At 67.8% G+C, this 21065-nt stretch carries 24 protein-coding genes; 14 read left to right on the top strand and 10 right to left on the bottom strand.

Annotation, left to right across the window (positions count from 1 at the left end):
• Positions 1 to 46: 46 nt before the first annotated feature.
• A complete protein-coding gene (locus BUR94_RS09005; RefSeq protein WP_074255925.1) occupies positions 47 to 898 on the bottom strand; it encodes a PhzF family phenazine biosynthesis protein in 852 nt (283 codons plus the stop codon).
• A gap of 25 nt (positions 899 to 923) precedes the next feature.
• On the opposite strand from BUR94_RS09005, the gene BUR94_RS09000 reads away from it, so the two are divergent.
• Together BUR94_RS09000 and BUR94_RS20455 are read left to right on the top strand one after the other, a co-directional pair.
• On the top strand, positions 924 to 1277 hold the full coding sequence (locus BUR94_RS09000; RefSeq protein WP_139301250.1) for a hypothetical protein: 354 nt from the start codon (positions 924 to 926) through the stop codon (positions 1275 to 1277).
• An 18-nt stretch (positions 1278 to 1295) separates the two neighbouring features.
• On the top strand, positions 1296 to 1559 hold the full coding sequence (locus tag BUR94_RS20455) for a hypothetical protein (RefSeq protein WP_139301249.1): 264 nt from the start codon (positions 1296 to 1298) through the stop codon (positions 1557 to 1559).
• Between the two features lie 11 nt (positions 1560 to 1570).
• Here BUR94_RS20455 and BUR94_RS08995 read toward each other — a convergent pair whose 3' ends face one another.
• A complete protein-coding gene (locus BUR94_RS08995) occupies positions 1571 to 2410 on the bottom strand; it encodes an AAA family ATPase (RefSeq protein WP_074255923.1) in 840 nt (279 codons plus the stop codon).
• Positions 2411 to 2588: 178 nt separating this feature from the next.
• Here BUR94_RS08995 and dksA point away from each other — a divergent pair, with 178 nt between their 5' ends.
• Positions 2589 to 3011, top strand: coding sequence for an RNA polymerase-binding protein DksA (dksA, locus tag BUR94_RS08990; RefSeq protein ID WP_074255922.1), 423 nt, complete (start codon positions 2589 to 2591; stop codon positions 3009 to 3011).
• Between the two features lie 63 nt (positions 3012 to 3074).
• Positions 3075 to 4232, top strand: coding sequence for an FAD-dependent oxidoreductase (locus tag BUR94_RS08985; RefSeq protein WP_074255921.1), 1158 nt, complete (start codon positions 3075 to 3077; stop codon positions 4230 to 4232).
• A 48-nt stretch (positions 4233 to 4280) separates the two neighbouring features.
• On the opposite strand, the gene BUR94_RS08980 is transcribed toward BUR94_RS08985, so the two are convergent.
• A complete protein-coding gene (locus tag BUR94_RS08980) occupies positions 4281 to 5048 on the bottom strand; it encodes a DUF6630 family protein (protein ID WP_074255920.1) in 768 nt (255 codons plus the stop codon).
• Positions 5041 to 5823 (bottom strand): exodeoxyribonuclease III, encoded by a 783-nt coding sequence (gene xth, locus BUR94_RS08975; RefSeq protein WP_074255919.1) that lies wholly within the window; start codon positions 5821 to 5823, stop codon positions 5041 to 5043. The genes BUR94_RS08980 and xth overlap by 8 nt, the downstream gene beginning before the upstream one ends.
• Positions 5824 to 5938: 115 nt before the next feature.
• Here xth and BUR94_RS08970 point away from each other — a divergent pair, with 115 nt between their 5' ends.
• Positions 5939 to 6196 (top strand): hypothetical protein, encoded by a 258-nt coding sequence (locus BUR94_RS08970; protein ID WP_074255918.1) that lies wholly within the window; start codon positions 5939 to 5941, stop codon positions 6194 to 6196.
• Positions 6197 to 6272: 76 nt separating this feature from the next.
• On the opposite strand, the gene BUR94_RS08965 is transcribed toward BUR94_RS08970, so the two are convergent.
• Entirely contained in the window at positions 6273 to 6590 is a 318-nt protein-coding gene (locus tag BUR94_RS08965) for a HesB/IscA family protein (RefSeq protein ID WP_074257652.1), read from the bottom strand.
• Between the two features lie 38 nt (positions 6591 to 6628).
• Here BUR94_RS08965 and BUR94_RS08960 point away from each other — a divergent pair, with 38 nt between their 5' ends.
• Positions 6629 to 7858 (top strand): deoxyguanosinetriphosphate triphosphohydrolase, encoded by a 1230-nt coding sequence (locus BUR94_RS08960; RefSeq protein ID WP_281249224.1) that lies wholly within the window; start codon positions 6629 to 6631, stop codon positions 7856 to 7858.
• Here the strand turns inward: BUR94_RS08960 and BUR94_RS08955 are convergent.
• Positions 7832 to 8914, bottom strand: a complete 1083-nt coding sequence (locus tag BUR94_RS08955; protein ID WP_074255916.1) for a hypothetical protein — start codon at positions 8912 to 8914, stop codon at positions 7832 to 7834. The two genes, BUR94_RS08960 and BUR94_RS08955, sit on opposite strands and share 27 nt — an antisense overlap.
• A gap of 226 nt (positions 8915 to 9140) precedes the next feature.
• Between BUR94_RS08955 and argS the strand changes: the two genes are divergently transcribed.
• From argS to BUR94_RS08925, 8 genes are all read left to right on the top strand, one after another.
• The gene (gene argS / locus BUR94_RS08950) at positions 9141 to 10883 is read left to right on the top strand and encodes an arginine--tRNA ligase (RefSeq protein ID WP_074257651.1); all 1743 of its coding nucleotides are present in this window, start codon (positions 9141 to 9143) and stop codon (positions 10881 to 10883) included.
• Positions 10884 to 11126: 243 nt separating this feature from the next.
• Positions 11127 to 12020 (top strand): SPOR domain-containing protein, encoded by an 894-nt coding sequence (locus BUR94_RS08945; protein ID WP_245794408.1) that lies wholly within the window; start codon positions 11127 to 11129, stop codon positions 12018 to 12020.
• Complete coding sequence (locus BUR94_RS08940; RefSeq protein ID WP_245794407.1) at positions 12017 to 13039, top strand: glycoside hydrolase family 3 N-terminal domain-containing protein; 1023 nt, start codon at positions 12017 to 12019, stop codon at positions 13037 to 13039. The genes BUR94_RS08945 and BUR94_RS08940 overlap by 4 nt, the downstream gene beginning before the upstream one ends.
• A complete protein-coding gene (locus BUR94_RS08935) occupies positions 13032 to 13823 on the top strand; it encodes a segregation and condensation protein A (protein WP_074255914.1) in 792 nt (263 codons plus the stop codon). Before BUR94_RS08940 ends, BUR94_RS08935 begins: the two co-directional genes overlap by 8 nt.
• A 43-nt stretch (positions 13824 to 13866) precedes the next feature.
• Positions 13867 to 14469, top strand: a complete 603-nt coding sequence (scpB, locus tag BUR94_RS08930) for an SMC-Scp complex subunit ScpB (RefSeq protein WP_074257649.1) — start codon at positions 13867 to 13869, stop codon at positions 14467 to 14469.
• Between the two features lie 3 nt (positions 14470 to 14472).
• Positions 14473 to 14613 (top strand): hypothetical protein, encoded by a 141-nt coding sequence (locus BUR94_RS20670; protein WP_175570443.1) that lies wholly within the window; start codon positions 14473 to 14475, stop codon positions 14611 to 14613.
• Between the two features lie 4 nt (positions 14614 to 14617).
• Complete coding sequence (locus BUR94_RS20665) at positions 14618 to 14770, top strand: hypothetical protein (protein WP_175570442.1); 153 nt, start codon at positions 14618 to 14620, stop codon at positions 14768 to 14770.
• A gap of 65 nt (positions 14771 to 14835) precedes the next feature.
• Positions 14836 to 16653, top strand: coding sequence for an ABC-F family ATP-binding cassette domain-containing protein (locus BUR94_RS08925; protein ID WP_074255913.1), 1818 nt, complete (start codon positions 14836 to 14838; stop codon positions 16651 to 16653).
• A gap of 64 nt (positions 16654 to 16717) precedes the next feature.
• Here the strand turns inward: BUR94_RS08925 and BUR94_RS08920 are convergent, their stop codons facing one another.
• The 4 genes from BUR94_RS08920 to BUR94_RS08905 all read right to left on the bottom strand — a co-directional run bounded on the left by BUR94_RS08920 (position 16718) and on the right by BUR94_RS08905 (position 20975).
• Entirely contained in the window at positions 16718 to 17368 is a 651-nt protein-coding gene (locus BUR94_RS08920; RefSeq protein WP_074255912.1) for an ATP-binding cassette domain-containing protein, read from the bottom strand.
• Positions 17361 to 19037 carry an ABC transporter permease gene (locus tag BUR94_RS08915; protein WP_074255911.1) on the bottom strand — a complete coding sequence of 559 codons (1677 nt, stop codon included), beginning with the start codon at positions 19035 to 19037 and terminating at the stop codon, positions 17361 to 17363. The genes BUR94_RS08920 and BUR94_RS08915 overlap by 8 nt, the downstream gene beginning before the upstream one ends.
• Positions 19038 to 19134: 97 nt before the next feature.
• Positions 19135 to 20358: an ABC transporter substrate-binding protein gene (locus tag BUR94_RS08910; protein ID WP_074255910.1), complete on the bottom strand. Its 1224-nt coding sequence runs from the start codon at positions 20356 to 20358 to the stop codon at positions 19135 to 19137.
• Positions 20358 to 20975, bottom strand: a complete 618-nt coding sequence (locus BUR94_RS08905) for a CDP-alcohol phosphatidyltransferase family protein (protein WP_074255909.1) — start codon at positions 20973 to 20975, stop codon at positions 20358 to 20360. Before BUR94_RS08905 ends, BUR94_RS08910 begins: the two co-directional genes overlap by 1 nt.
• Positions 20976 to 21065 lie beyond the last annotated feature (90 nt).

Genomic DNA, 21065 nt, shown 5'->3' with positions numbered 1-21065 from the left:
ATGGGTTTAGCCGTGGTCGCCGAGGATTTCCAGCAGTTGCGGGCCGTCAGAACGCCAGGGTGCCCTGCATGACAGGCACGGCAGCGCCCGAGATCGTGACGGCGTTCGCGGTAGTGGTCACACCGATGCGGGAGGGTCGGCCCATGTCGTCGCCCTGGCGGATCGTCAGGGTCTGGGGCCCGTGCTGCGCGGTAAGCCAGGCGCCGAGGGCGGCGCAGGCGGAGCCGGTGGCCGGGTCTTCGGGGATCATGTCGAGGGGTGCGAACATGCGGGCGTGGATCGTGGCGCCGTCGCGCACCCAGGCGAACTGGGCGAAGTCGAGCGAGCCGGGGTGGGCCGCGGCGCCTTGCTTGAAGGCGGCGGTGTCGGGGGTGCAGGCGGCCAGCGCCTCGCGGCTGGTCAACTCGGTGAGGGTGAAGGGCAGGCCGACGGAGGCCATGACCGGTGGGGCGGCCAGCGCGGTTTGAGGCAGGCCGAGGGCACGGGCGGTGAGGGATGGATCTGGGTGAGCGAGGACCTGGAGCGAGACCTCAGTGGTGAAGCGGGCTTCGGTGGGGGTGGCATGGGCGCGGATCGGGCCGACGCCGGTTTCGAGGATGAGGTCAGGCCCATGGCCCGCACGGCCCAGCGCCACGGCGGTGCCGATCAGCGGGTGGCCGGCGAAGGGGATCTCCATGGTAGGGGTGAAGATGCGGACGCGGGCCGTGTGGGCGGGGTCTTCGGGCGGGAAGATGAAGGTGGTTTCGGAGTAGTTGAACTCGGCGGCGATCTTCTGGAGGGCGTCTTCGGGGAGGGCGCGCGCGTCGGGGATGACGGCGAGGGGGTTGCCGGTGAAGGGGGTGTCGGTGAAGACGTCGAGGGTGAGGTAGGGGGTCATGGGCCTTGCCTGATCGTTCATGCCGAGCTTAGGGTCAGACGCGGGCATGGCAAGCGGTGAGAATGTGAGCGAGTTTACTCGGCGCGGCGTCAAGGTGGTTGCAGAGACCACGGAGAAGGCCGAGTTCGACATTCGCTGCTACCATATTACAGACGCCGCAATGGACCGGATCGCAGCGCGGCTGAAAGAAGCTCTGTTCTCCCCGGACGACCGGGTTGTGGGCGACCTCAGGATTAGGGAATTGGAGGGCTATGACGTGGTTCACTTCGTTGGGCGGGATGGTGACCGCATCGTGGTGACAATTGCACAGCTCAGAGTGCCCGACCCGGACAATCCTACAGAACGGATTTTGGAAAAACTGGGAAGGGCTGCTATATTCAGGGGAGCAACCGGGCTGTGACCCGGTGAGGATGAACCGATGACCTACGAAGAGTATCAGGCACTGGAAGAAGAAGGGAAGGCGCTGGCCGCTGTAAATGAAGTGCGGGCGGTGGTCCTAGCGTCTGGGTACATGCCTTTGAATCCCAGCGTCCACCTTCGAAAAACGGCGACGCATTCAGCGATTGTCGCTAAATCATCGGACTACAGTGCTTGGCTAAGAATTGTCTCTGTGACGCCGAACGCTTTGGCAGCATCAAGCACCAGCAAACTTCAATCTCTCTGGCGAATTCCGGCAGAGTAGAGAGCTGAGTTTCACCTCTCCCGCCGCGCCATGAACGCCAGGCGTTCAAACAGGTGCACGTCCTGTTCGTTCTTCAGCAGGGCACCGTGGAGCTTGGGCAGGGCGTTGGCGCCGTCGCGTTTGAGGTCCTCGGGGGAGAGGTCTTCTGCGAGGAGGAGTTTGAGCCAGTCTAGGACTTCGCTTGTTGACGGCTTCTTCTTCAGGCCGGGCTGGTCGCGGATTTCGTAGAACTGGGTGAGCGCGGTGGTCAGCAGCTCGGGCTTGATGCCGGGGTGGTGGACCTCGACGATCTGCTTGAGCGTCTCCAGGTCGGGGAAGCGGATGAAATGGAAGAAGCAGCGGCGCAGGAAGGCGTCGGGCAGCTCCTTTTCGTTGTTGGAGGTGATGATGACGATGGGGCGGTGGATGGCGCGCACCGTCTCACCGGTTTCGTAGACGTGAAACTCCATCCGGTCGAGCTCCTGCAGCAGGTCGTTGGGAAACTCGATGTCGGCCTTGTCGATCTCGTCGATCAGCAGCACCACGCGGCGCTCTGCCGAGAAGGCCTCCCAGAGCTTGCCGGGTTTGATGTAATTGGCCACGTCGTGGACGCGTTCGTCGCCCAGCTGGCTGTCGCGCAACCGGCTGACGGCGTCGTACTCGTAGAGCCCCTGCTGGGCGCGGGTGGTGGACTTGATGTGCCATTCGATCATCGGAAGACCCAGTGCAGCCGAGACCTGGCGGGCCAGCTCTGTCTTGCCAGTGCCGGGCTCTCCTTTCACCAGGAGCGGCCGTTCGAGGGCCACCGCGGCATTGACCGAGACAGTCAGGTCCTCGGTGGCGACATAGCTTTCCGTGCCTTCGAATTTCATGAATTTCCTCAATCTTCCCCGTGGGCGGATTATTGTGATCACGGCGTGGTCAATTCCACACTGACGGCATTAAAAGACAGTGACAAGGGGGGCTTGCCCGTGTAGATGAGCCCCAATGGAGCGCGTGATGCAGACGACTCGTAAGAGTGAGAAACAAGCACAGCCCGAGGGAGCACGGATGAAGCAGGAACTTTTTCTGGACGACGATTATCGCCCGGCCGAAGACGAACCCTTCATGAATGACCGCCAGACGGAATACTTCCGCCGCAAGCTCATCCAGTGGAAGAACGACCTGCTCAGCGACAGCCGTGACACGATCGAGGGCCTGCAGCACTCGACCCGCAACATCCCCGATATCGCCGACCGTGCCAGCGAGGAGACCGACCGGGCGCTGGAGCTGCGCACCCGTGACCGGCAGCGCAAGCTGGTGGCCAAGATCGACAGCGCGCTGCGCCGGATCGACAATGGCGAATACGGCTATTGCGAGGAGACCGGCGAGCCGATCTCTCTCAAGCGGCTGGATGCGCGCCCGATCGCCACGCTGAGCCTGGAGGCGCAGGAGCGCCACGAGCGCCGCGAGAAGGTGCATCGGGACGACTGATCCGGTGACGGATGCGGCAAGGAGCGCCCGGAGGCCGAGAGGCTGGCCGGGCGTTGTGGTTTCATGGCCCTGATCGGATTGGACGTGCTGGTGCTGGGCGGCGGGATCGCCGGGCTGGCCACGGCGCGGGCGCTGGCGTTGCGCGGGGCGCGGGTGCGCCTCGTGGAGCAGGCCGGCGAGATCGGCGAGGTGGGCGCGGGGATCCAGGTGAGTCCGAACGCCGGGCGGGTGCTGGGGGCGCTGGGCCTCGGGGAGGCCTTTGCCGAGGTCAGCGACGAGAGCCGCGGCGTGCGGATGCGCGAGGCGGCCTCGGGCCGGGAGGTGGCTTTCGTGCCCTACGCGGGCCGAGGGCGGTTTGCCAACGTGCACCGGGCCGACATCATCGAGGTTCTGGAGCGCGGCGCCCGGGAGGCGGGCGTGGAGATCGTGCTGGGCTGCCGGGTGGCGGAGGTGCGGCCGGAGGGCGCGGTGGTGACAGCGACGGGCGAGGGGCTTGAGGCCGGGTTGGTGGTGGGGGCGGACGGGCTGCACTCTGTCGCGCGGGCGGCGCTGATGGGGCCGGAGGAGCCGGTCTTCACCCATCAGGTCGCGTGGCGGGCGCTGGTGGAGGCAGAAGGGCCGCTGCCGCCCGAGGCGCAGCTTTTCCTGGCGCCGGGGCGGCACCTGGTGGCTTACCCTCTGCGGGGCGGCCGGCTGGTGAACATCGTGGCCTGCGAGGAGGCGGCGGATTGGGCCGAGGAGGGCTGGCAGGTGCCGGGCGAGCCGGGCGCGTTCCGGCCGGCGTTCGGCGGCTTCGGCGGGCCGGTGCCGGGCTGGCTGGAACGGGTCGAGAGGGTGCGACGCTGGGGGCTCTTTCGTCACGGCGTGGCGACGCGCTGGCAGCGGGAGCGGCTGGTGATCCTGGGCGACGCCGCGCATCCGACCTTGCCCTACCTCGCGCAGGGCGCGGCGATGGGGCTGGAGGATGCCTGGGTTCTGGCGGCTGAACTGGACCGCGCCGATGGGATGGAGGCCGGGCTGGCGGCCTTTCAGGCGGCGCGCGCGGAGCGGTGCCGCAGGATCGTGGCGGCGGCGACGGCAAACGCGCGCAACTATCACATGGGCCGGGGGCCGAAGCGTTGGCTGGCGCATCGGGCGCTGGGGGCGGCGAGCCGTTTTGCGCCGGGGATGTTGCCGGGGCGGTTCGACTGGCTCTGGGGCGAGGATGTGACGGCGGTGTGACCTGCGTCGCGTGCCGCGACGACACCCCACCCGCCGTCCCGTTGCAGCTCAGAAGAGATCGGAGAGGGGCAGGCCTGCAAGCAGCGGGGCGGGGTGCGCCGCGTCGGCACCGGCGGTGACCTCGGAGAGCGCGGCGGCGAGGCCTTCGGCTGTGGAGATGTCGCTGGTGGGGGCAGGGATGGCATGGATTTCGAGCCCGCCGTTTCCGGGCTCTTCGATCACGGTGCCGGACCACTTGCGGGCGGTGCGGCGGGGGGCGACGAAGAGGTAGTAGGCATCCCATCCCGGCTGCGGATCGAGGGTGAGAAGGTGCAGCCCGTGGGCGTCGAAGATCGGGGCGTAATGGGCCCAGACGACGGGCATCGCGCCCCGGTTCTGCGCGTGGATGGCCTCGTCGGCGATGATCCGGGCCGGGTCGGGGCGCTCGGCGATGCCGTGGTGTTGCAGCATGGCGTCGAGCTGCGGGCAAGCCTGCTCGCAGCCGTCCTTCCAGTCGAAATAGGCGGCGCGGGGGCTGTCCTGGCTGAAGGCGTCGACGAGATACCAGGCGAGGGTACCGGAGCGGGAGCCGCCGTCTTCAATCGCGACGCCGGTTTGAGCCTCGATGACGCCGGGGGTATCGCCGGTTTCGATGGCACGGGCGACGCGCAGGGCCGTGCTGTCATTGCCGGTGACGAGGCGGGTGAGCTTGATGCGGGGCGGGTCGAACACGCCCTGCGCCCAGGCGTAGCCCGCCAGGGGCAGCAGGGGGAGAACGCCGAGTGTGAGCGCCACGAGGGCGGCGCGAGCGGCCTCGCCCGGGGTGACGTCAGACATCCAGCTCCACCCAGACCGGCACATGGTCGGAGGGCTTGTCGCGGCCGCGCAGGTCTTTTTCGATCCAGCAATCCACGAGGCAGTCGGCGGCCTGCGGTGCGAGCAGGACATGGTCGATGCGGATGCCGTCATTCCGGTCCCAGGCGCCGCGCTGGTAATCCCAGAAGGAATAGTGGCCGGGGGCACCGGTGCGGGCGCGGAAGGCCTCGGTGAAGCCGAGGTTGTTCAGAGCGCGCCAACGGGCGAGGCTCTCGGGGTGGAAGAGCGCGTCGCCGACCCAGGCCTCGGGGCGGGCCGCGTCAATGGCGGCGGGGATGATGTTGTAGTCGCCGGCCATCAAGGCGGGCTGCTCATCGGCCAGAAGAGCCTTGCCGCGCTCGATCAGCCGGTCCATCCAGCCCAGCTTGTAGGGAAATTTATCGCTGTCGACCGGGTTGCCGTTGGGCAGGTAGAGGCCGCAGAGGCGAAGCGCGGTGCGCTCGCCCATCACGGTGGCCTCGATCCAGCGGGCCTGTTCGTCGGCCTCGTCGCCGGGCAGGCCGCGGGTGACATCTTCGAGCGGCAGCTTCGACAGGATCGCCACGCCGTTGAAGCCTTTCTGGCCGTGGGTCTCGACCTGGTAGCCCAGATCCTCGAACATCTCGCGCGGGAAGGCCTCGTCGACCGACTTGATCTCCTGCAGCAGGGCCACGTCGGGGGCGCTTTGTTGCAGCCATGTGGTGACGGCTTCCAGACGGGCCTTCACTCCGTTGATGTTGAACGTGGCGATCTTCATTCGGCCCTCCGGATCCTCGCGGCCTTTCTGCCCCAAGGGGCCGGGGCGCACAACGCCTGTCCGGGCTTCCAGAAGAAATCAAGGGAACCGACCGAAGGGCGGCGCGGTTCTTCTCATGACACGCCAGATCGGCGAGACCCCGACAGACCCGAGAGAGAGCTACCAGATGTTCAGCACCATTTTCGGCCCCCGCAGCACCGAAGCCCCCCGGATCGAAACCCGCCGCGAGGCGATCGAACGATTGCTGGGCGACCTCAACACCGCCATTGATTTCCTGCCCGAGAAGCCCGCCGTCACGGTCAATCCGCGCACCGGGCATATCTCGCTGGATCTGCCCAGGGAGCAGGTCGACCATACGCGTCATCTGGCCTGAGGCATCGCGGCCGTTCGGCCCGGTGGTGTCAGGCGGTGGCAGGCAAGGTTCTGACGTTTCCGGACGATGCCGGGACCTACATCGAGAACGACGTGCCGCAGCCGCAAGATGAGGTGGCGTTCGGGTTCTCGATGACGAAGCGGGCTCCGATCAACTCGTCGGAAAAGTCGATGGTTGCCCCCTCCAGGAAGGGCAGCGACACCTCGTCGACCACAACCTTCTGTCCGTCGGCCTCGAGCACCAGGTCATCTGCCGCAGGGTCGTCCAGCGTGATCTCATACTGAAAGCCCGAGCAGCCGCCGCCTTCGACGGCAACGCGCAGGGCTTTCGGCGCCGCGCCGATCTCGGCCAGGCGCGCATAGGCACGTGGGGTGACTTTGGGAGGCAGGGTCAGGGTCATCGGGTGCATCGCTTTCCGTTCAGGTTTCAAATATATGGGGCGACACAGGGCGCGGCAAGGCAGGGCAGCGCCAGAAGTTCGGGGAAAGGGCAGGAATGCGGGCAGCCTATGCATGTGATCCGGAACAGAGCCGCGGCAGGCTCTATCCGGAAGAAGAAAGCCATTTTCGGTCCCCATTTCAGCGTGATCGGGACCGGATCATCCATGCCAGCGCGTTCCGGCGGCTCAAGCACAAGACCCAGGTCTTCGTCGAGCACGAGGGCGATCACTTTCGCACCCGGTTGACCCATACTCTGGAGGTGGCGCAGGTGGGGCGGACGATCGCGGGCACGCTGGGGCTGAACATCGAACTGACCGAGGCGGTGGCGCTGGCCCATGATCTTGGCCACACGCCCTTCGGCCATACCGGAGAGGATGCGCTGGCGGAACTGATGGCCCCCTATGGCGGGTTCGATCACAATGCCCAGGCCATCCGCATCGTCACCTCGCTGGAGCGGCACTACGCCGAGTTCGACGGGATCAACCTCACCTGGGAGAGCCTCGAAGGGATTGCCAAGCACAACGGGCCTGTGACCGGCGAGCTGCCCTATGGCCTCGCCGAATACGCCAGGCTGCAGGATCTCGAGTTGCACACCCACGCCAGCGCCGAGGCGCAGGTGGCCGCGCTCTCCGATGACATCGCCTACAACAACCACGACCTGATGGACGGGCTGCGCGCCGGCCTGTTCACCGATGCCGACCTGGAGGAGCTGAAGCTCACCGCCGACAGTTATCGTCAGGTCGATCAGCTCTACCCCGGGCTCGAGTTCAAGCGGCGGCGCTACGAGGCCCTGCGGCGGGTGTTCGGGGTGATGGTCGAAGACGTGATCGCGGTCAGCCGGGCACGGCTCAATGCCGCCGCACCGGAGAGCGCGCAGGAGGTGCGCGAGCTGGGCCACGCGGTGGTGGACTTCTCGCCCGACCTCAAGGAGCGCATCGCGGAGGTGCGCGAGTTCCTGTTTCACCGCATGTACCGGGCGCCGGCGGTGGTGGAGATGCGGACACGGGTGACCAGGGTGGTGGAAGAGCTGTTTCCGCTCTTCATGTCGCGCCCCGATTTGCTTCCCGACGAATGGCAGAAGGATGTGGCCGAGGCGCAGAACGAGACAGCCATGGCGCGGATCGTGGCGGACTACATTGCCGGCATGACCGACCGCTTTGCCTTGCAGGTGCACGAGCGGCTTCTGGGCGGGGACTCAGAGCGGGTCGCGGGCGGCCTTTAGCCAGAGCCAGGCGGCGGCGAGGGCGGCGATGGGCACGGCCGCCGTGAGCGCGACCCAGCCGAGGAAGGTGGCCAGCGCGGCGCCGGGGCCGAGGGCGCCCGAGCGCAGCATGTCGAGTGCTGCGGAGGGGCTGAAGGGCGCGTAGCCGAGCGCCTGGACCAGCGCGGGCAGCAGGGCGGCGAGGCAGAGCAGCGTAGCGAGGGCGCGGTTGATCCGGCGGTGCGGCTGGGCGAAGAGCAGGCTGGCCAGCGCGCCGAGGCAGAGCAGCAGCGGCAGGGCGCCGATCAGGTGGTCGGCGGGTTCGGGCGCAAGGAGGGCCTCGGCGAGGGAGGGAAAACGCTGGGAGGTGTCGCTGATCATCAGCGCGGCCCCGGCCAGCGGCAGCCGGGCCACCGCCCAGGGCAGGGCCCAGAGTGCGGCCAGCGCGACGAGCCAGGGGCGGGTGGCCCCGGGCATCAGGGCGTGGCGGTGCAGGGCGGTGGCGAGCAGCAACAGGAGCGCCAGGAGCAGCCCGCCGGTGGGCAGGGGCGAGAGGCCCGCCGAAAGCGCGACGTCGGCCAGCACCAGCAGGGCGAGAGCGGCCAGCGCGGCAATGCGCGGCCCACGCCGGGGCAGGCGCAGCGCCAGAGCGGCGATCAGCGCCAGCGGACCGGCGATGCCGATGAGCGCGCCAAGCGACAGCACGGCAACCTGTGCGACGTAGACATCGCGGGCGGCCAGCTCCAGCCCACTGCGGGTGGCGAACCAGATGTTGGCCACCGCGATCAGCGCCAGGAGGGCCGTGGCCAGGTGCGCCCCGATGCGCGCGCAGCGCCCCGAGCCGGGCAGAGGCACGGCTTGCGGCAGCACGGCGGCGATCAGCATGGACAGCAAAGAGATGGCGAGGCCCGCCCCCTGCACGAACCGGAAGGCCAGCCCCTCGAACTGGTAGAGCGGCGGCCGGGGCATGATCATCTCGCGGGGGATGGTGAAGAGCAGCAGGCTCAGGCCTGCCGAGGCCAGGGCAAGGGCGATGCTCAGGCGCAGGGCGCGGTGGCTGGGGGAGAGGTCGTCCATGGGGGGCCTTGGGTTCAGCGGTTGAGGTAGGTGCGAGCGGCGGAGAAGGCTTCGGGCGCCGTGAGGCGGAGCGCAGAAACCACCATCGCGAGGCCCTGTTGCGGGTCATACTGGCCGAGGTCAGCCTTCATCCCCGTCTTCTACCAAGCGGCACGGCCGCGGCAAGCGGTGCTTGACGCGCGGATGCGCGGTGATAGAGACGCGGGGCACGAGAAGGACCGAAATGATGAACCTCTTTGCCGATATCCGGGCGCTGGTGGTGGCCGAGCTGGGCGCCATGATGGCCGAAGGCGCGCTGCCCGAGGGGCTGGACCTCGCCAACGTGACGGTGGAGCCGCCGCGCGACGCCGCCCATGGCGACATGGCGACCAACGCCGCGATGGTGCTGGCCAAGCCCGCCGCCGCCAACCCGCGCGAGATCGCCACCGCGCTGGCGGAGCGTCTGGTGCGTGATGGCCGGATCGAACGGGCGGAGGTGGCCGGCCCCGGCTTCATCAACCTCGCTCTGGCTTCCGATGTCTGGGGCGGGATCGTGAAGGCGGTTCTGGCGGATCGGGTCTCCTATGGCCGGTCGAGCATGGGCGAGGGACGGCGGGTGAACGTCGAGTTCGTGTCCGCCAACCCTACCGGGCCGATGCATGTGGGGCACACCCGGGGCGCGGTGTTTGGCGACGCGCTGGCAAGCCTGCTGGCCTATGCGGGTTACGAGGTGACGCGCGAGTATTACATCAACGATGGCGGCGCCCAGGTCGACGTGCTCGCCCGGTCGGTCTACCTGCGTTACCTCGAGGCGCACGGCCATGACGTTGCCTTCGAGGATGGCACCTATCCGGGCGATTATCTCGTGCCGGTGGGCGAGGCCTTGAAGGCCAGGGTCGGGGACCGGTTCATCGACAAGGGAGAGCAGTTCTGGCTCGAGGAGGTGCGCAACTTCGCCACCGACGCGATGATGGAGCTGATCCGCCAGGACCTCGCCGCGCTGGGCGTGCAGATGGATGTGTTCTTCAGCGAGAAGAGCCTCTACGGCACCGGCAAGATCGAGGCGGCGATCGACGATCTGCGGGGCAAGGGGCTGATCTACGAGGGCACGCTCGCACCGCCCAAGGGCAAGCTCCCCGAAGACTGGGAGGCCCGCGAGCAGACGCTCTTCAGGTCCACCGATTACGGCGACGACGAGGATCGGCCCGTGATGAAGGCTGATGGCGCCTGGGCCTATTTCGCGCCCGACATCGCCTATCACTACGACAAGGTGACGCGCGGCTTCGACGAGCTGATCGACGTGTTCGGCGCGGACCACGGGGGCTACGTGAAGCGGATGAAGGCTGCAGTTGCCGCCCTCTCCGGCCAGACCGTGCCGCTTGACGTGAAGCTGATCCAGCTCGTCAAGCTCTTCAAGGACGGGCAGGAGTTCAAGATGTCCAAGCGGGCGGGCACCTTCGTGACCCTCCGCGACGTGGTGGAGGAGGTGGGGGCCGATGTGACCCGTTTCGTCATGCTCACCCGCAAGAACGACGCGCCGCTCGACTTCGATTTTGCCAAGGCGCTCGAGCAGAGCAAGGACAACCCGGTGTTCTATGTCCAGTATGCCCATGCGCGCGTGCGTTCAGTGATGCGCAAGGCCGAAGCTGCGGGCTGGAAGCTGGACAACGTGACCCTGCTGGACCAGGACCTCGACGGGCTGCACGAGGCCGAGCTCGCGGTCGCCCGCAAACTGGCGGAGTGGCCCCGGCTGGTGGAGATCGCCGCCAAGGGCCACGAGCCGCATCGGATCGCATTTTACCTCTACGATCTGGCGCAGGCCTTCCACGCCCTGTGGAACCGGGGCAACGACTTGCCCGAACTGCGGTTCTACCGCGAGGGCGAAGAGAGCGCGAGTTTGCCGAAAATCGCCTTGGCCAAGGCCGTTTCCGTTGTCATTTCGGCCGGTCTTGGTATCTTGGGGGTAACCCCGGCGGAAGAGATGCGCTAGGCCTTGCGGCCTGCCTCCTCGGATCGGGGAGGCAGGCAAGCGTGCCCAGCCCCGGCAAAGAGGGCGGGCCGAGAGAGCGAGGCGAGCATGGATCATCGACCGATGAACAAGGTCGCGTGGTACCCTGATGGGGCACCGCAGGCAGAGATGTATGCGGGTGACGACCCCGACTATTCTCATGATTTTCATGAAGATGCGCCGAGAAGTGCAAGTGCTCGGCTGGTCAGTGGGGCAGGGGCCGTGATGAGCCTCGCGCTGATCGCCGGGCTGGCCATCTGGGGCTACCGCATCACCGTGCGCGACGTGACGGGCGTGCCCGTGGTTGCGGCGCTCGAGGGTCCGATGCGGATTGCGCCAGAGAATCCGGGCGGCGAGGTGGCCGACCACACCGGCCTCACGGTCAATGACGTGGCCGCCGAGGGCGAGGCCGGCGAGTTGCCTGAAGAAATTACCCTGGCTCCCGGACCGGCCTTGCTGACGGAAGAGGATCTGCCGCTGGCGGCGATGGTTCAGCGCGAGGTCGAGGCAGAGACGGAAGTCACCCCGACGAGCGAGGCCGCTGACGGGGCCCTTGCCGAGCCGGAACTTGCGGTTGCAGTGAACCTGCCGGACGATGTGGACCCCAACGATCCGGTCGCCGTGGCGCTGGCGCTCGCGGGCGAGCTTACCGAAGGCGCAAAGCCGCTTTCGGGCGGGGAGGAGGTCGAGGTGGCCGATCCGGCCAAGGCAAAGCTCGCACAGCTTCCGGGCGTCAAGGTGTCGCTTCGCCCGCTGGGTCGCCCCGCCGGGCTGAAGCGGACGGCGGCTTCGGAGATCGAGGCCGACGCGCCAAGCGCTCCGGTGGTCCCGCAGGATGCCGTTGTGGCGCGGGCCGATCAGGTGCCGGCAGGCACGCGGCTGGTGCAGCTGGGAGCTTTCGAGAGCCCCGACGAGGCGGCAGAGCTCTGGGCACGGCTGGCGGGCCAGTTTGACAGCCTTATGGTCGAAAAGACCCGGCTCATCATGGAGGCCGAGAGCGGTGGCCAGACCTTCTACAGGCTCCGCGCGCAGGGCTTTGCGGACCTCAGCGATGCCCGCCGGTTCTGCGCCGCATTGGTGGCCGAGAGGGCGGAGTGCATTCCGGTCGTGGCGCGGTGACGAGGCCTGCGCGGCTCTCACCTTTCATCTTTGGCTGCGACGGGCTGGAGGTGACGCCTGACGAAGCCGCGCTCTTCGGCGACGTGCAGCCCTTCGGGTTCATCCTGTTCAAGCGCAACATCGAGCATCCCGAGCAGCTGCGGCGCCTGACGGCCGGGTTGCGGGAGGCGGTTGACTGGGAGGCGCCCATCTTCATCGACCAGGAGGGTGGTCGGGTAGACAGGATGGGGCCGCCCCATTGGGGCAGCTGGCTGCCGCCGCTCGACGAGGGGGCGCGGGTCGGGCCGGACCATGCGGCGCGGGCGATGCGTCTGCGGTATAGCCTGATCGCCGACGACCTGCGCGCGGTGGGGATCGACGGCAACTGCGCTCCCTTGGGCGACATCGCCCATCCTGGCACGCACCCGGTGCTCCGCAATCGTTGCTACGGAGAAACCCTTGAAACGGTGGTAAAATCGGCCCGCGCCGTGGCCGATGGCCTGCTCGCGGGCGGGGTGCTGCCGGTCCTCAAGCACATTCCCGGCCATGGCCGCGCCACGATGGACAGCCACCTCGAGTTGCCTCGTGTGTCCGCATCGGCCGAGGAGTTGCGGCTGACCGATTTCGCCGCTTTCGAGGCTCTCAACGACCTGCCGCTCGGCATGAGCGCCCATATCGTCTACGAGGCGCTCTCAGACCGCGCGGCAACCGTGGACCCGGGGATGATTGCGATGATCCGCGACGAGATCGGTTTCGGCGGGCTGCTCATGACCGACGATCTGAGCATGGAGGCGCTCGACGGCTCTTTGCCGCAGCGGGCCGAGGCGGCGCTGGCGGCCGGCTGTGACGCGGTGCTCTACTGCAAGGGGGCCTTCAGCGAGCTCGCTGCGCTGGCCGAGATTGCCGAAGACATGAATGAAACAAGCCTCGCCCGGGCCGATGCCGCCTTGGAAGCCCGTCGCGCGCCTGATACCATTGATCGCAACGCAACGCGGGCCGAGTATGAGGCCCTGTTGAAAGGGCAGGCGGTGGATGGCTGAAGACGGCGCGGCAGGTTTTGCGGACGTTTCCGATCGGCTGGCCGCCGAGGCGCTGATCATCGACGTCGACGGCTTCGAGGGCCCGCTCGATCTGTTGCTGACCCTTGGCCGGACCCAGAAGGTCGATCTGCGGAAAATCTCTATCCTGCAACTGGCCGAGCAATACCTGGGCTTCGTGGAGCGTGCCAAGCAACTCCGGATCGAGCTGGCTGCCGATTATCTGGTCATGGCGGCCTGGCTGGCCTTCCTGAAATCGAAGCTGCTCCTGCCGCCCGATCCATCGGAGGAGGGGCCCTCCGGCGAGGAACTGGCGGCGCATCTTGCCTTCCAGCTCGAGCGGCTTTCGGCGATGCGCGAGGTTTCGGCCCGGTTGATGGCCCGCGACCAGTTGGGCCGCGATTTCTTTCCGCGCGGCGTGCCGGAGAGCGTTGAGCGGGTGCGGCGGGTGACCTACACCGCAACATTGCTCGACCTGATGCAGGCCTATGCCCGCATCCGCACCAAGGACGAATTCCGCCCCTTCGTGATGGACCGCGAGAACCTCTACACCATGGAGCAGGCGCTTGACCGGCTGCGCGGCCTCATCGGGTATGCGGGCGAGTGGACCAACCTGATGACCTACCTCCCCGAAGGCTGGGAGAACGACCCGATGCGCCGCCGTTCGGCGACCGCGGCCACCTTTGCCGCCTCGCTGGAGTTGGTGAAGCACGGTCACCTCACCATCCGCCAGGAAGACACGTTTGCCCCGATCCAGATCAAGCTGCGGGAGGCTCCCCGTGGCTGAGCTCGAAACGGAGGTCGAGGAGAGCCTCTTTGAAGCCCCGCCGATGGGCGAGCAGGAGCGGATGGTCGAGGCCATCCTCTTCGCGTCGGCCGAGCCGGTGACCGTGGCGGAGCTGAACGCCCGCATGCCGCACGGCGCCGAGGCGCAGGTGGCGCTGGAGAACCTTCAGAAGCGCTACGATGGCCGGGGCGTGGAGTTGCGCCGCGTGGGCGATGCCTGGGCCATGCGCACGGCCGCCGATCTCGGATTTCTGATGCAGAAGGAAACGGTCGAGGTTCGCAAGTTGAGCCGAGCGGCCATCGAAACGCTGGCCATCGTGGCCTACCACCAGCCCGTGACCCGTGCCGAGATCGAGGAGATCCGCGGCGTCAGCGTGAGCCGGGGCACGGTGGATCAGCTGATAGAGATGGAGTGGATCCGGTTCGGGCGTCGCCGCATGACGCCCGGGCGGCCCGTGACCTACGTGGTGACACAGACCTTTCTGGACCATTTCGGCCTGGAAAGCGCCCGCGACCTTCCGGGGCTCAAGGAGCTTCGCGCCGCGGGCCTGCTCGACAGCCGCCCGCCGCCGGGCAGCCTCGGGCTGGGAGACGAGGACGAGGCGGACCAGGACGAGGATCAGGACGAACTTTTCAAGGAGGACTAGGACATGGGTGATTTCTTCACGGCCATCTGGCGCTCGATTGCCAGGCAGTTCCGCTACAAGGCGGAGCACACGGTCAACACTGCGGTCAGCCGCGGCATCCGGTCGGCGACCGACAAGGCGACCCGCAAGAGCAAGGACGGCTGATCGCGTGAACGCGGCACGTCTCATCAACATGGCGCTGCGCATGCTGATGCGCACCCGGCGGCGCAATGCCAATGGGGGCGGCGGCAAGGGCGCAAATGCGAATGGCCGGAAGCTGCGGTCGGCGCTGCGCATCGGCCGGATATTCGGCCGGTTCTGAGAGCCAGCGGGGTCGACCCGTCGTAGCTTGACCGTCACCCGCTGGCGGGATAGGCGGAGCGCATCATGGCCCGCGCCCCGCTTCTGCAACTCTCTGACATTTCTCTTACCTTCGGCGGCAATCCCGTGTTCGAAGGGGTGGGGCTGACCGTGCAGCCCGGCGACCGCGTTGCGCTGGTGGGGCGCAATGGGTCGGGCAAATCCACGCTGATGAAGGTCATGGCCGGGCTGGTCGAACCCGACGCGGGTGATGTGGTGGCTGCCCCCGGCGTGCGCGTCGGCTACATGGAGCAGGAGCCGTCCATGGAGGGCTTTGCCACGCTGGGCGAGTTTGCGGCCTCGGGGCTTGAGCCGAGCGAAACCTGGCGGGTGGAGTCGGTGGCGGAAGGCCTCAAGTTCGGCCTCGACACGGCGGTGGCTTCCGCCAGTGGCGGGGAGCGGCGGCGCGCGGCCCTGGCGAAGCTCCTGGCCGAGGCACCGGAGCTCATGCTGCTCGACGAGCCGACCAACCACCTCGATATCGAGGCGATCGGCTGGCTCGAGAAGGAGCTGAGCGAGACCCGTGCCGGCTTTGTCCTGATCTCCCACGACCGGGCCTTTCTCACCGCGCTCACCCGCGCCACGCTCTGGATCGACCGGGGCGAGGTGCGCCGGCAGGAGCAGGGCTTTGCCGGGTTCGAGGCCTGGCGCGACAAGGCCTGGGAAGAGGAAGACACCGCGCGCCACAAGCTCGACCGCAAGATCAAGGCCGAGGCCAGGTGGGCGGTGGAGGGCATCTCGGCCCGGCGCAAGCGCAACATGGGCCGGGTGCGGGCGCTGCAGGAGCTCCGCGCCGAGCGGGCGGGACAGATCCGCCGCAAGGGTGTGGCGGCTCTGGAGTTGGAAGAAGGCACGAAGTCGGGCAAGGTCGTGCTGGAAGCTGAAGGCATTTCAAAACGCTACGGCGACAAGCTCATCCTGCGCCCGTTCGATCTCAAGCTCACGCGCGGTGAGCGCGTGGCCTTCGTCGGCCCCAACGGCGCGGGCAAGACCACGCTGGTCAACATGCTGATCGGGCGCACGGCTCCCGACGAGGGGCGGATCAAGCAGGGGCACGGGGTCGAGATGGCGGTCTTCGATCAGACCCGTTCGGCGCTCGATCCCGAGATGAGCCTTTGGGAGAGCCTTGCCGGCGACCCGGACATGCGCGTGAGCGGGCAGGCCGACCAGGTGATGGTGCGGGGCCAGCCGCGCCACGTGGTGGGGTACCTCAAGGATTTTCTCTTCGAAGAGGCACAGGCGCGGGCGCCGGTTCGGTCGCTCTCGGGGGGAGAGAAGGCGCGGCTGTTGCTGGCCCGGCTCATGGCCCGCGAGAGCAACCTGATGGTGCTCGACGAGCCTACCAACGATCTCGATATCGAAACGCTCGACCTGCTCCAGGAAGTGCTCTCCGACTATCCCGGCACGGTGCTGCTGGTCAGTCACGACCGTGACTTCATCGACAGGGTGGCCACGCGCAGCGTGGTGCTGGAGGGAGAGGGGCGCGCCTCGATCTATGCGGGCGGCTGGTCGGATCTGGTGGCGCAGGGCGGCGGGCTTTGGCAGAGCCGGTCCGCGCCGGACAAGAAGGGCGAGGTCAGGCCCGCCGTGGAGCCTGCGCTCCAGAAGCGCAAGGCAAACGGGCTCAGCTTTACCGAGAAGCACCGGCTCGAGGCTTTGCCGGCCGAGATCGAGCGGCTGGAGGCGGAGATCGGCAAGTTGACCGAGCTCATGAGCGACCCTGAGCTCTACAGCCGCGAGCCGGCAAAGTTCAAGAAGGCGACCGAGGCCCTCACCGAACGTCAGCAGAAGCTGGCGGCGGCGGAGGAGGAGTGGCTCACGCTGGAAGAGAAGGCGGCGGGCTGACGCTGATAGGCGCGAAACCGGGGTGCTCCATCTGCGGTGTGCGGAGCAGCACTCCGCGCAATCTTCAGTGGCCCACGATCTGCCCCGGCACCGCCTCCACCACGGGCCCACCGGCAGCCCGCGCATCCTCTGCATCGTGAGTGACCATGAGCACCGGCAGGCCGCGCGCCTGCGCCCGGTCGAAGACCAGCTGGCGCACCTCTTCGCGCCGGGCCGCGTCGAGCCGCGAGAAGGGCTCATCGAGCAACAGGGCACGCGGTTCGGCGAGCAGCGTGCGCATGAGCGCCACGCGGGCCTGTTCGCCGCCCGAGAGCGTGGCCGGATCACGGTGTCCGAAGCCCGGCAGGCCGACGTCGGACAGGGCCGCCTCGATGGCGGCGTTCCGCTGGGCGCGTGAACCGGGCGGAAGGGCGAAGGCCAGATTTCCGGCAACCGACAAGTGGGGAAAGAGCAGGCTCTCCTGAAAGAGGATACCCAAGCGGCGGCGCTCCGATGGCAGGCGGGTGATCTCCGTTCCGGCGAGCCTGGCCGAGCCTGCCGCCGTGAGCGGGGCATCGAGGGTGCCGGTGAGGGCCGAGAGCAGGGCGGACTTGCCCACGCCCGAAGGGCCCATCAGGGTGAGCACTTCGCCCGGCGCAATCCGGGCCGTCAGACCCAGCAGGCAGGCCCCGCCCAACATGACTTCGAGGCGATCGAGGATCAGGCCGTCAGCCACCGCGCATTCCTTTTCGATTGGCGAACATCAGCCGCGGGATGGCGAGGGCCAGGGCGAAAGGCAAGAGCGCCGCGCCGGTTTGTGCCAGCGCGTAGGCCCCGATGGCGCGTCTGTCCCCACCCGAGGTGAGGGCGACGGCCTCGGTCGTGAGCGTGGTGACGCGCCCGCCGCCGAGCAGGAGGGTGGGCAGGTATTGCCCCACGGAGACGGCAAAGCCCACGGCAAGGGCCGTGAGCAGCGGGGCCAGCAGCAGCGGCAGGCGCAGGCGCAAGAACCGGCGGGCGGGCGAGGCACCGAGCGCGGCGGCGGCAGTGAACAAGCGCCGGTCGATCGCGTGGTAGGGCCCGGAGAGCGCGATGAGCGTGTAGGGCAGCACGAAGGTGAGGTGCGACAGCATCACCGGCCACAGCCCCTCGCGCAGGCCAAGCGAGAGCATGAGGGCCTGAAGGCCGGGCAGGAAGGCGATTTGAGGGATCAGCAAGGGCAGGTAAAGGATGAGCCGTCCGGTGCGTCCGATGCGCAGCCCGTGGCGGGCCTCCGTTTCAAGGCAGCCGACAACGAGGGCCAGCGCCGCGAAGGCGGCTGTGGCGGCAACGAGCAGGGTCGTCAGGGCGATGGGCCAGAGCATGGGGCCATGGCGCGCCCATGTCCTGAGGTCGAGGGCGTCGGGGAAGGACTCGGGGAAGCTCCAGTAGCCCGCAACGGACCAGACAGCTTGCGAGGAAAGGCCCGCGAGCACAGAGGCCGCCACGGCGAGGCCGGCGGCAAGGCCCACGGCGCGCAGGGCAGCGGCAAGCCGCGGCAGGCGGTGGCCGGACATCGCGAGGGCGACGCCCGCACGGGCCGCCAGGGCCTCGGCGGCGCGCCAGGCGGTGAGGCCCCCCAGAACCAGCGCCAGTTGCCACAGTGCCCCCGCTGCGGCGACGGCCCTGAGGGAGAGGTCGGGGTCCGCCATCCAGCGGGTGATCTGAACCGCGAGCGTGGGAGGCGTGTTGGGGCCAAGGATCATGGCCACGTCGACCACCGACATGGAGTAGGCCAGCACCACGTAAACCGGCAGTCGGATCTGGGCGTAGAGCGAGGGAAAGGCCACCAGCAGCCAGCCCGTGGCCCGAGGGTAGCCGAGGGTGGTGGCCACGCGGGCATGGGCCTCCGAGCGGGTCTGGCTGCGGGCGGCAATCAGCATCAGCAGGAGGAATGGCACCTCCTTCGCGGTGAGGCCGGCAATCAGCGCCAGCCCTGCGCCGTCTTGCACGATGAGCAGATCCGGCGGAGTGTTCCAGCCAGTGAGCCAGGGCGAGAACGCCCGGGCGAGCCAGCCGGAGGGGGCGATCAGGAAGGCGAGCCCGAAGGCCGCGGCCGCGTGAGGTACAGAGAGCAGGGGGGAAAGCAGCCGTTGCAGCAAGGCGAAGGCGCGGGTGCCTTGCCAGCCGGCCGCGATGAGCGCGGTGATGGCGAGCGAGAGCACGGTCGCGGCGAAGCCGGTCGTGAGCGAGAGCCGGGTGGCCGGGCCGATGCCGGGCCAGTCCCCGAGGCGCATGAAGGGCGCAGGACCGGGCGGACCGATGAGGCCGAGCGCAGGCGCCAGTGTGTAGAACAACCCCAACCCCACCGGCAGGGTCAGCAGCGCCACCGTGAGCGCGGGCAGGGTGAGGCGAGGAACTCTCATGCGGTTGGCGAAATCGCTCGTCGGTTATCTCCGGCGCCACCAGGCAGGCGCACCCCCGCCGTGTAGCCGGCCGAAAGGGCAGGAGAGCGACCAGCGCTCACTCCTTGACGCCATGCCTGGCGATCCAGTCCTCGGTGAGGCGGGTCATCCAGGATGGGTGCGGCTCGGGCAGGGCGGTGCCGAGTTCGGCAGGCGACAGGGTGGCCACACCGAGGTCGAGCGCGTCGAAGGCGGCGCGGTCTGCGTCACCGAGCTTTTCCATCGACAGGACGGTGCCGTAGCCCAACACCTCGGGGTCCTGCGCGCGTGCCTGTGCCTCGGGCGACATCAGGAAGTCGGCGACCACCATGGCGCCCGACTTTGCCGAGGAATTGTAGGGGATCGCGACGAAGCTCGCGTTGCCGATGGTGCCGCCCTCGAGCACATAGGTCCGCGCCGTGGGAGGCAGCTCGTTGTTGGCGATCGCGGCGGAGGCCTCGCCCGGCGAGAAGGAGATGGCGAGTTCCACTTCGCCGTCCGCGATGAGTTGCAGTTGGCGCGGGCCAGTCTGCGGGTAGGCCCGGCCCTGCCGCCAGAGGTTGGGAGTGAGGGCGTCGATGAAGGACCAGAGCGCCGCCGTGCTGGCCTCGTAGTCGGCGGTCTCGACCGGGCCTGAAAGCGCAGGATCATCGCCGTTCAGGTCGATCAGCGCCTGTTTCAGGAAGGTCGAGCCGAGAAAGTCTGGTGGCTGCGGAAAGGTGAAACGGCCGGGGTTGGCCTGCGCCCATTCAAGAAGTGCGGGCATGGATTGTGGCGGTTCGGGAAGGCGCGCCTTATCGTAGATGAACACCACCTGCGCCATGGCCCAGGGCGCCTCGTAGCCTTCGACCGGCAGGGTGAAATCGGTCTGCACGTCCTTGTTTTCAACGTCGACATATTTCCAGTTGGGCAGGCTCTCGGCGAAGGGACCAAAGAGCAGGCCCTGGCCCTTCATGGCGGCAAAGTTCGGCCCGTTGATCCAGATGAGGTCGACCGCGCCGCCCTCATCCTGCCCGGCCTGCTGCTCGGAGAGCACGCGGGAGACGGCATCGGCGGTGTCGGAGAGCTTCACGTGCTGGAGGGTGACGTCGTACTCCTCCTGCACCCGGTCTCCGACCCAATCAATGAAGGCATTGGTCGTGGTCGACCCGCCCCAGGCGTGCCAGTAGACCGTCTGCCCCTGCGCCGCCTCGACCACCGATTGCCATTCATCCGCAGCGAGTCCGTCGGACAGGCGTTCGGGGTCCGGCCCGGCCAAAACGGGTGTGGCGAGGGTGAGAGCGAGTGCGAGCGTGTATTTCATCACGTGTCCTTTGCGCGGAATGTGTGGTGCGCCAGAAGCACGCGGCTGGTGGCGGTGACAAGGCAGAGGGCGCCGAAGGCCCAGGCAAGCGGATTGAAGAGGTGGGGCAGGGCGCAGATCGCGCAGAAGAAAACGATGGTTTCGGTACCCTCGAGCAATCCGCCGGTGAAATAGAGCGTCTTTGCGCCGCGCGATGAGGTTTGCATCTTCGCGCGTTCGGCGAGGATCGCGTAGCCGAGGAAGGTGGAACCGTTGATGTAAAAGCAGGCCAGAAGGAAGGCTCCGGCAGCACCGTTGCCTGCGGGATTCGAGAGGACGAAAGCCAGAGGAATGGCCGCGTAAAAGGCGAAATCGGCGCAGATATCGAGATAGCCGCCGAAGTCGGTCTTGGCCGTGGCTCGGGCGACGGCGCCATCAAGCCCATCGGCGATCCGCGAAGCGAGGAGGGGGATCAGGGCGATGCCGGGCAACCCCGCCCAGATCAGCGCGGCGGCTGCCAGCCCGAGGCCCAGTCCCGCCAGGGTGACATGATCTGCCTGCCAACCGCGCGACGCGAGCATCGTGCCAGCCCGGTTCAGTGGCGGGTCGATCAGTTTGCGCGCGACGCCGTCGAGCATGTTTGACCCATCCCCTTGGTGTCAGGGGGTTATGGCGCGGTTTTCCGTGCTGTGACAACCGGTTGTAACAGCCCGTGACGTGTTTGTGAG

The sequence above is a fragment of the Vannielia litorea genome (assembly GCF_900142295.1).
In the GTDB taxonomy this organism is placed as follows: Bacteria; Pseudomonadota; Alphaproteobacteria; order Rhodobacterales; family Rhodobacteraceae; genus Vannielia; species Vannielia litorea.
Note: the sequence above shows the minus strand (reverse complement) of the source record. Positions and strands in the feature narration are given on the sequence as shown.

Bases quoted from the DNA above. Each gene is read 5' to 3' on its own strand.
- xth (WP_074255919.1), bottom strand. From the start codon at position 5,823: ATGAAGATCGCCACGTTCAACATCAACGGAGTGAAGGCCCGTCTGGAA.
- BUR94_RS20455 (WP_139301249.1), top strand. From the start codon at position 1,296: ATGACCTACGAAGAGTATCAGGCACTGGAAGAAGAAGGGAAGGCGCTG.
- BUR94_RS08935 (WP_074255914.1), top strand. From the start codon at position 13,032: ATGGCTGAAGACGGCGCGGCAGGTTTTGCGGACGTTTCCGATCGGCTG.
- scpB (WP_074257649.1), top strand. From the start codon at position 13,867: ATGGGCGAGCAGGAGCGGATGGTCGAGGCCATCCTCTTCGCGTCGGCC.
- BUR94_RS08980 (WP_074255920.1), bottom strand. From the start codon at position 5,048: ATGTCTGACGTCACCCCGGGCGAGGCCGCTCGCGCCGCCCTCGTGGCG.
- BUR94_RS08955 (WP_074255916.1), bottom strand. From the start codon at position 8,914: ATGGACGACCTCTCCCCCAGCCACCGCGCCCTGCGCCTGAGCATCGCC.
- BUR94_RS09000 (WP_139301250.1), top strand. From the start codon at position 924: ATGGCAAGCGGTGAGAATGTGAGCGAGTTTACTCGGCGCGGCGTCAAG.
- BUR94_RS08905 (WP_074255909.1), bottom strand. From the start codon at position 20,975: ATGCTCGACGGCGTCGCGCGCAAACTGATCGACCCGCCACTGAACCGG.
- BUR94_RS08945 (WP_245794408.1), top strand. From the start codon at position 11,127: ATGAGCCTCGCGCTGATCGCCGGGCTGGCCATCTGGGGCTACCGCATC.
- BUR94_RS08915 (WP_074255911.1), bottom strand. From the start codon at position 19,037: ATGAGAGTTCCTCGCCTCACCCTGCCCGCGCTCACGGTGGCGCTGCTG.
- BUR94_RS20670 (WP_175570443.1), top strand. From the start codon at position 14,473: ATGGGTGATTTCTTCACGGCCATCTGGCGCTCGATTGCCAGGCAGTTC.
- argS (WP_074257651.1), top strand. From the start codon at position 9,141: ATGAACCTCTTTGCCGATATCCGGGCGCTGGTGGTGGCCGAGCTGGGC.
- BUR94_RS09005 (WP_074255925.1), bottom strand. From the start codon at position 898: ATGAACGATCAGGCAAGGCCCATGACCCCCTACCTCACCCTCGACGTC.
- BUR94_RS08970 (WP_074255918.1), top strand. From the start codon at position 5,939: ATGACACGCCAGATCGGCGAGACCCCGACAGACCCGAGAGAGAGCTAC.
- BUR94_RS08995 (WP_074255923.1), bottom strand. From the start codon at position 2,410: ATGAAATTCGAAGGCACGGAAAGCTATGTCGCCACCGAGGACCTGACT.
- BUR94_RS08925 (WP_074255913.1), top strand. From the start codon at position 14,836: ATGGCCCGCGCCCCGCTTCTGCAACTCTCTGACATTTCTCTTACCTTC.
- BUR94_RS08910 (WP_074255910.1), bottom strand. From the start codon at position 20,358: ATGAAATACACGCTCGCACTCGCTCTCACCCTCGCCACACCCGTTTTG.
- dksA (WP_074255922.1), top strand. From the start codon at position 2,589: ATGAAGCAGGAACTTTTTCTGGACGACGATTATCGCCCGGCCGAAGAC.
- BUR94_RS08985 (WP_074255921.1), top strand. From the start codon at position 3,075: ATGGCCCTGATCGGATTGGACGTGCTGGTGCTGGGCGGCGGGATCGCC.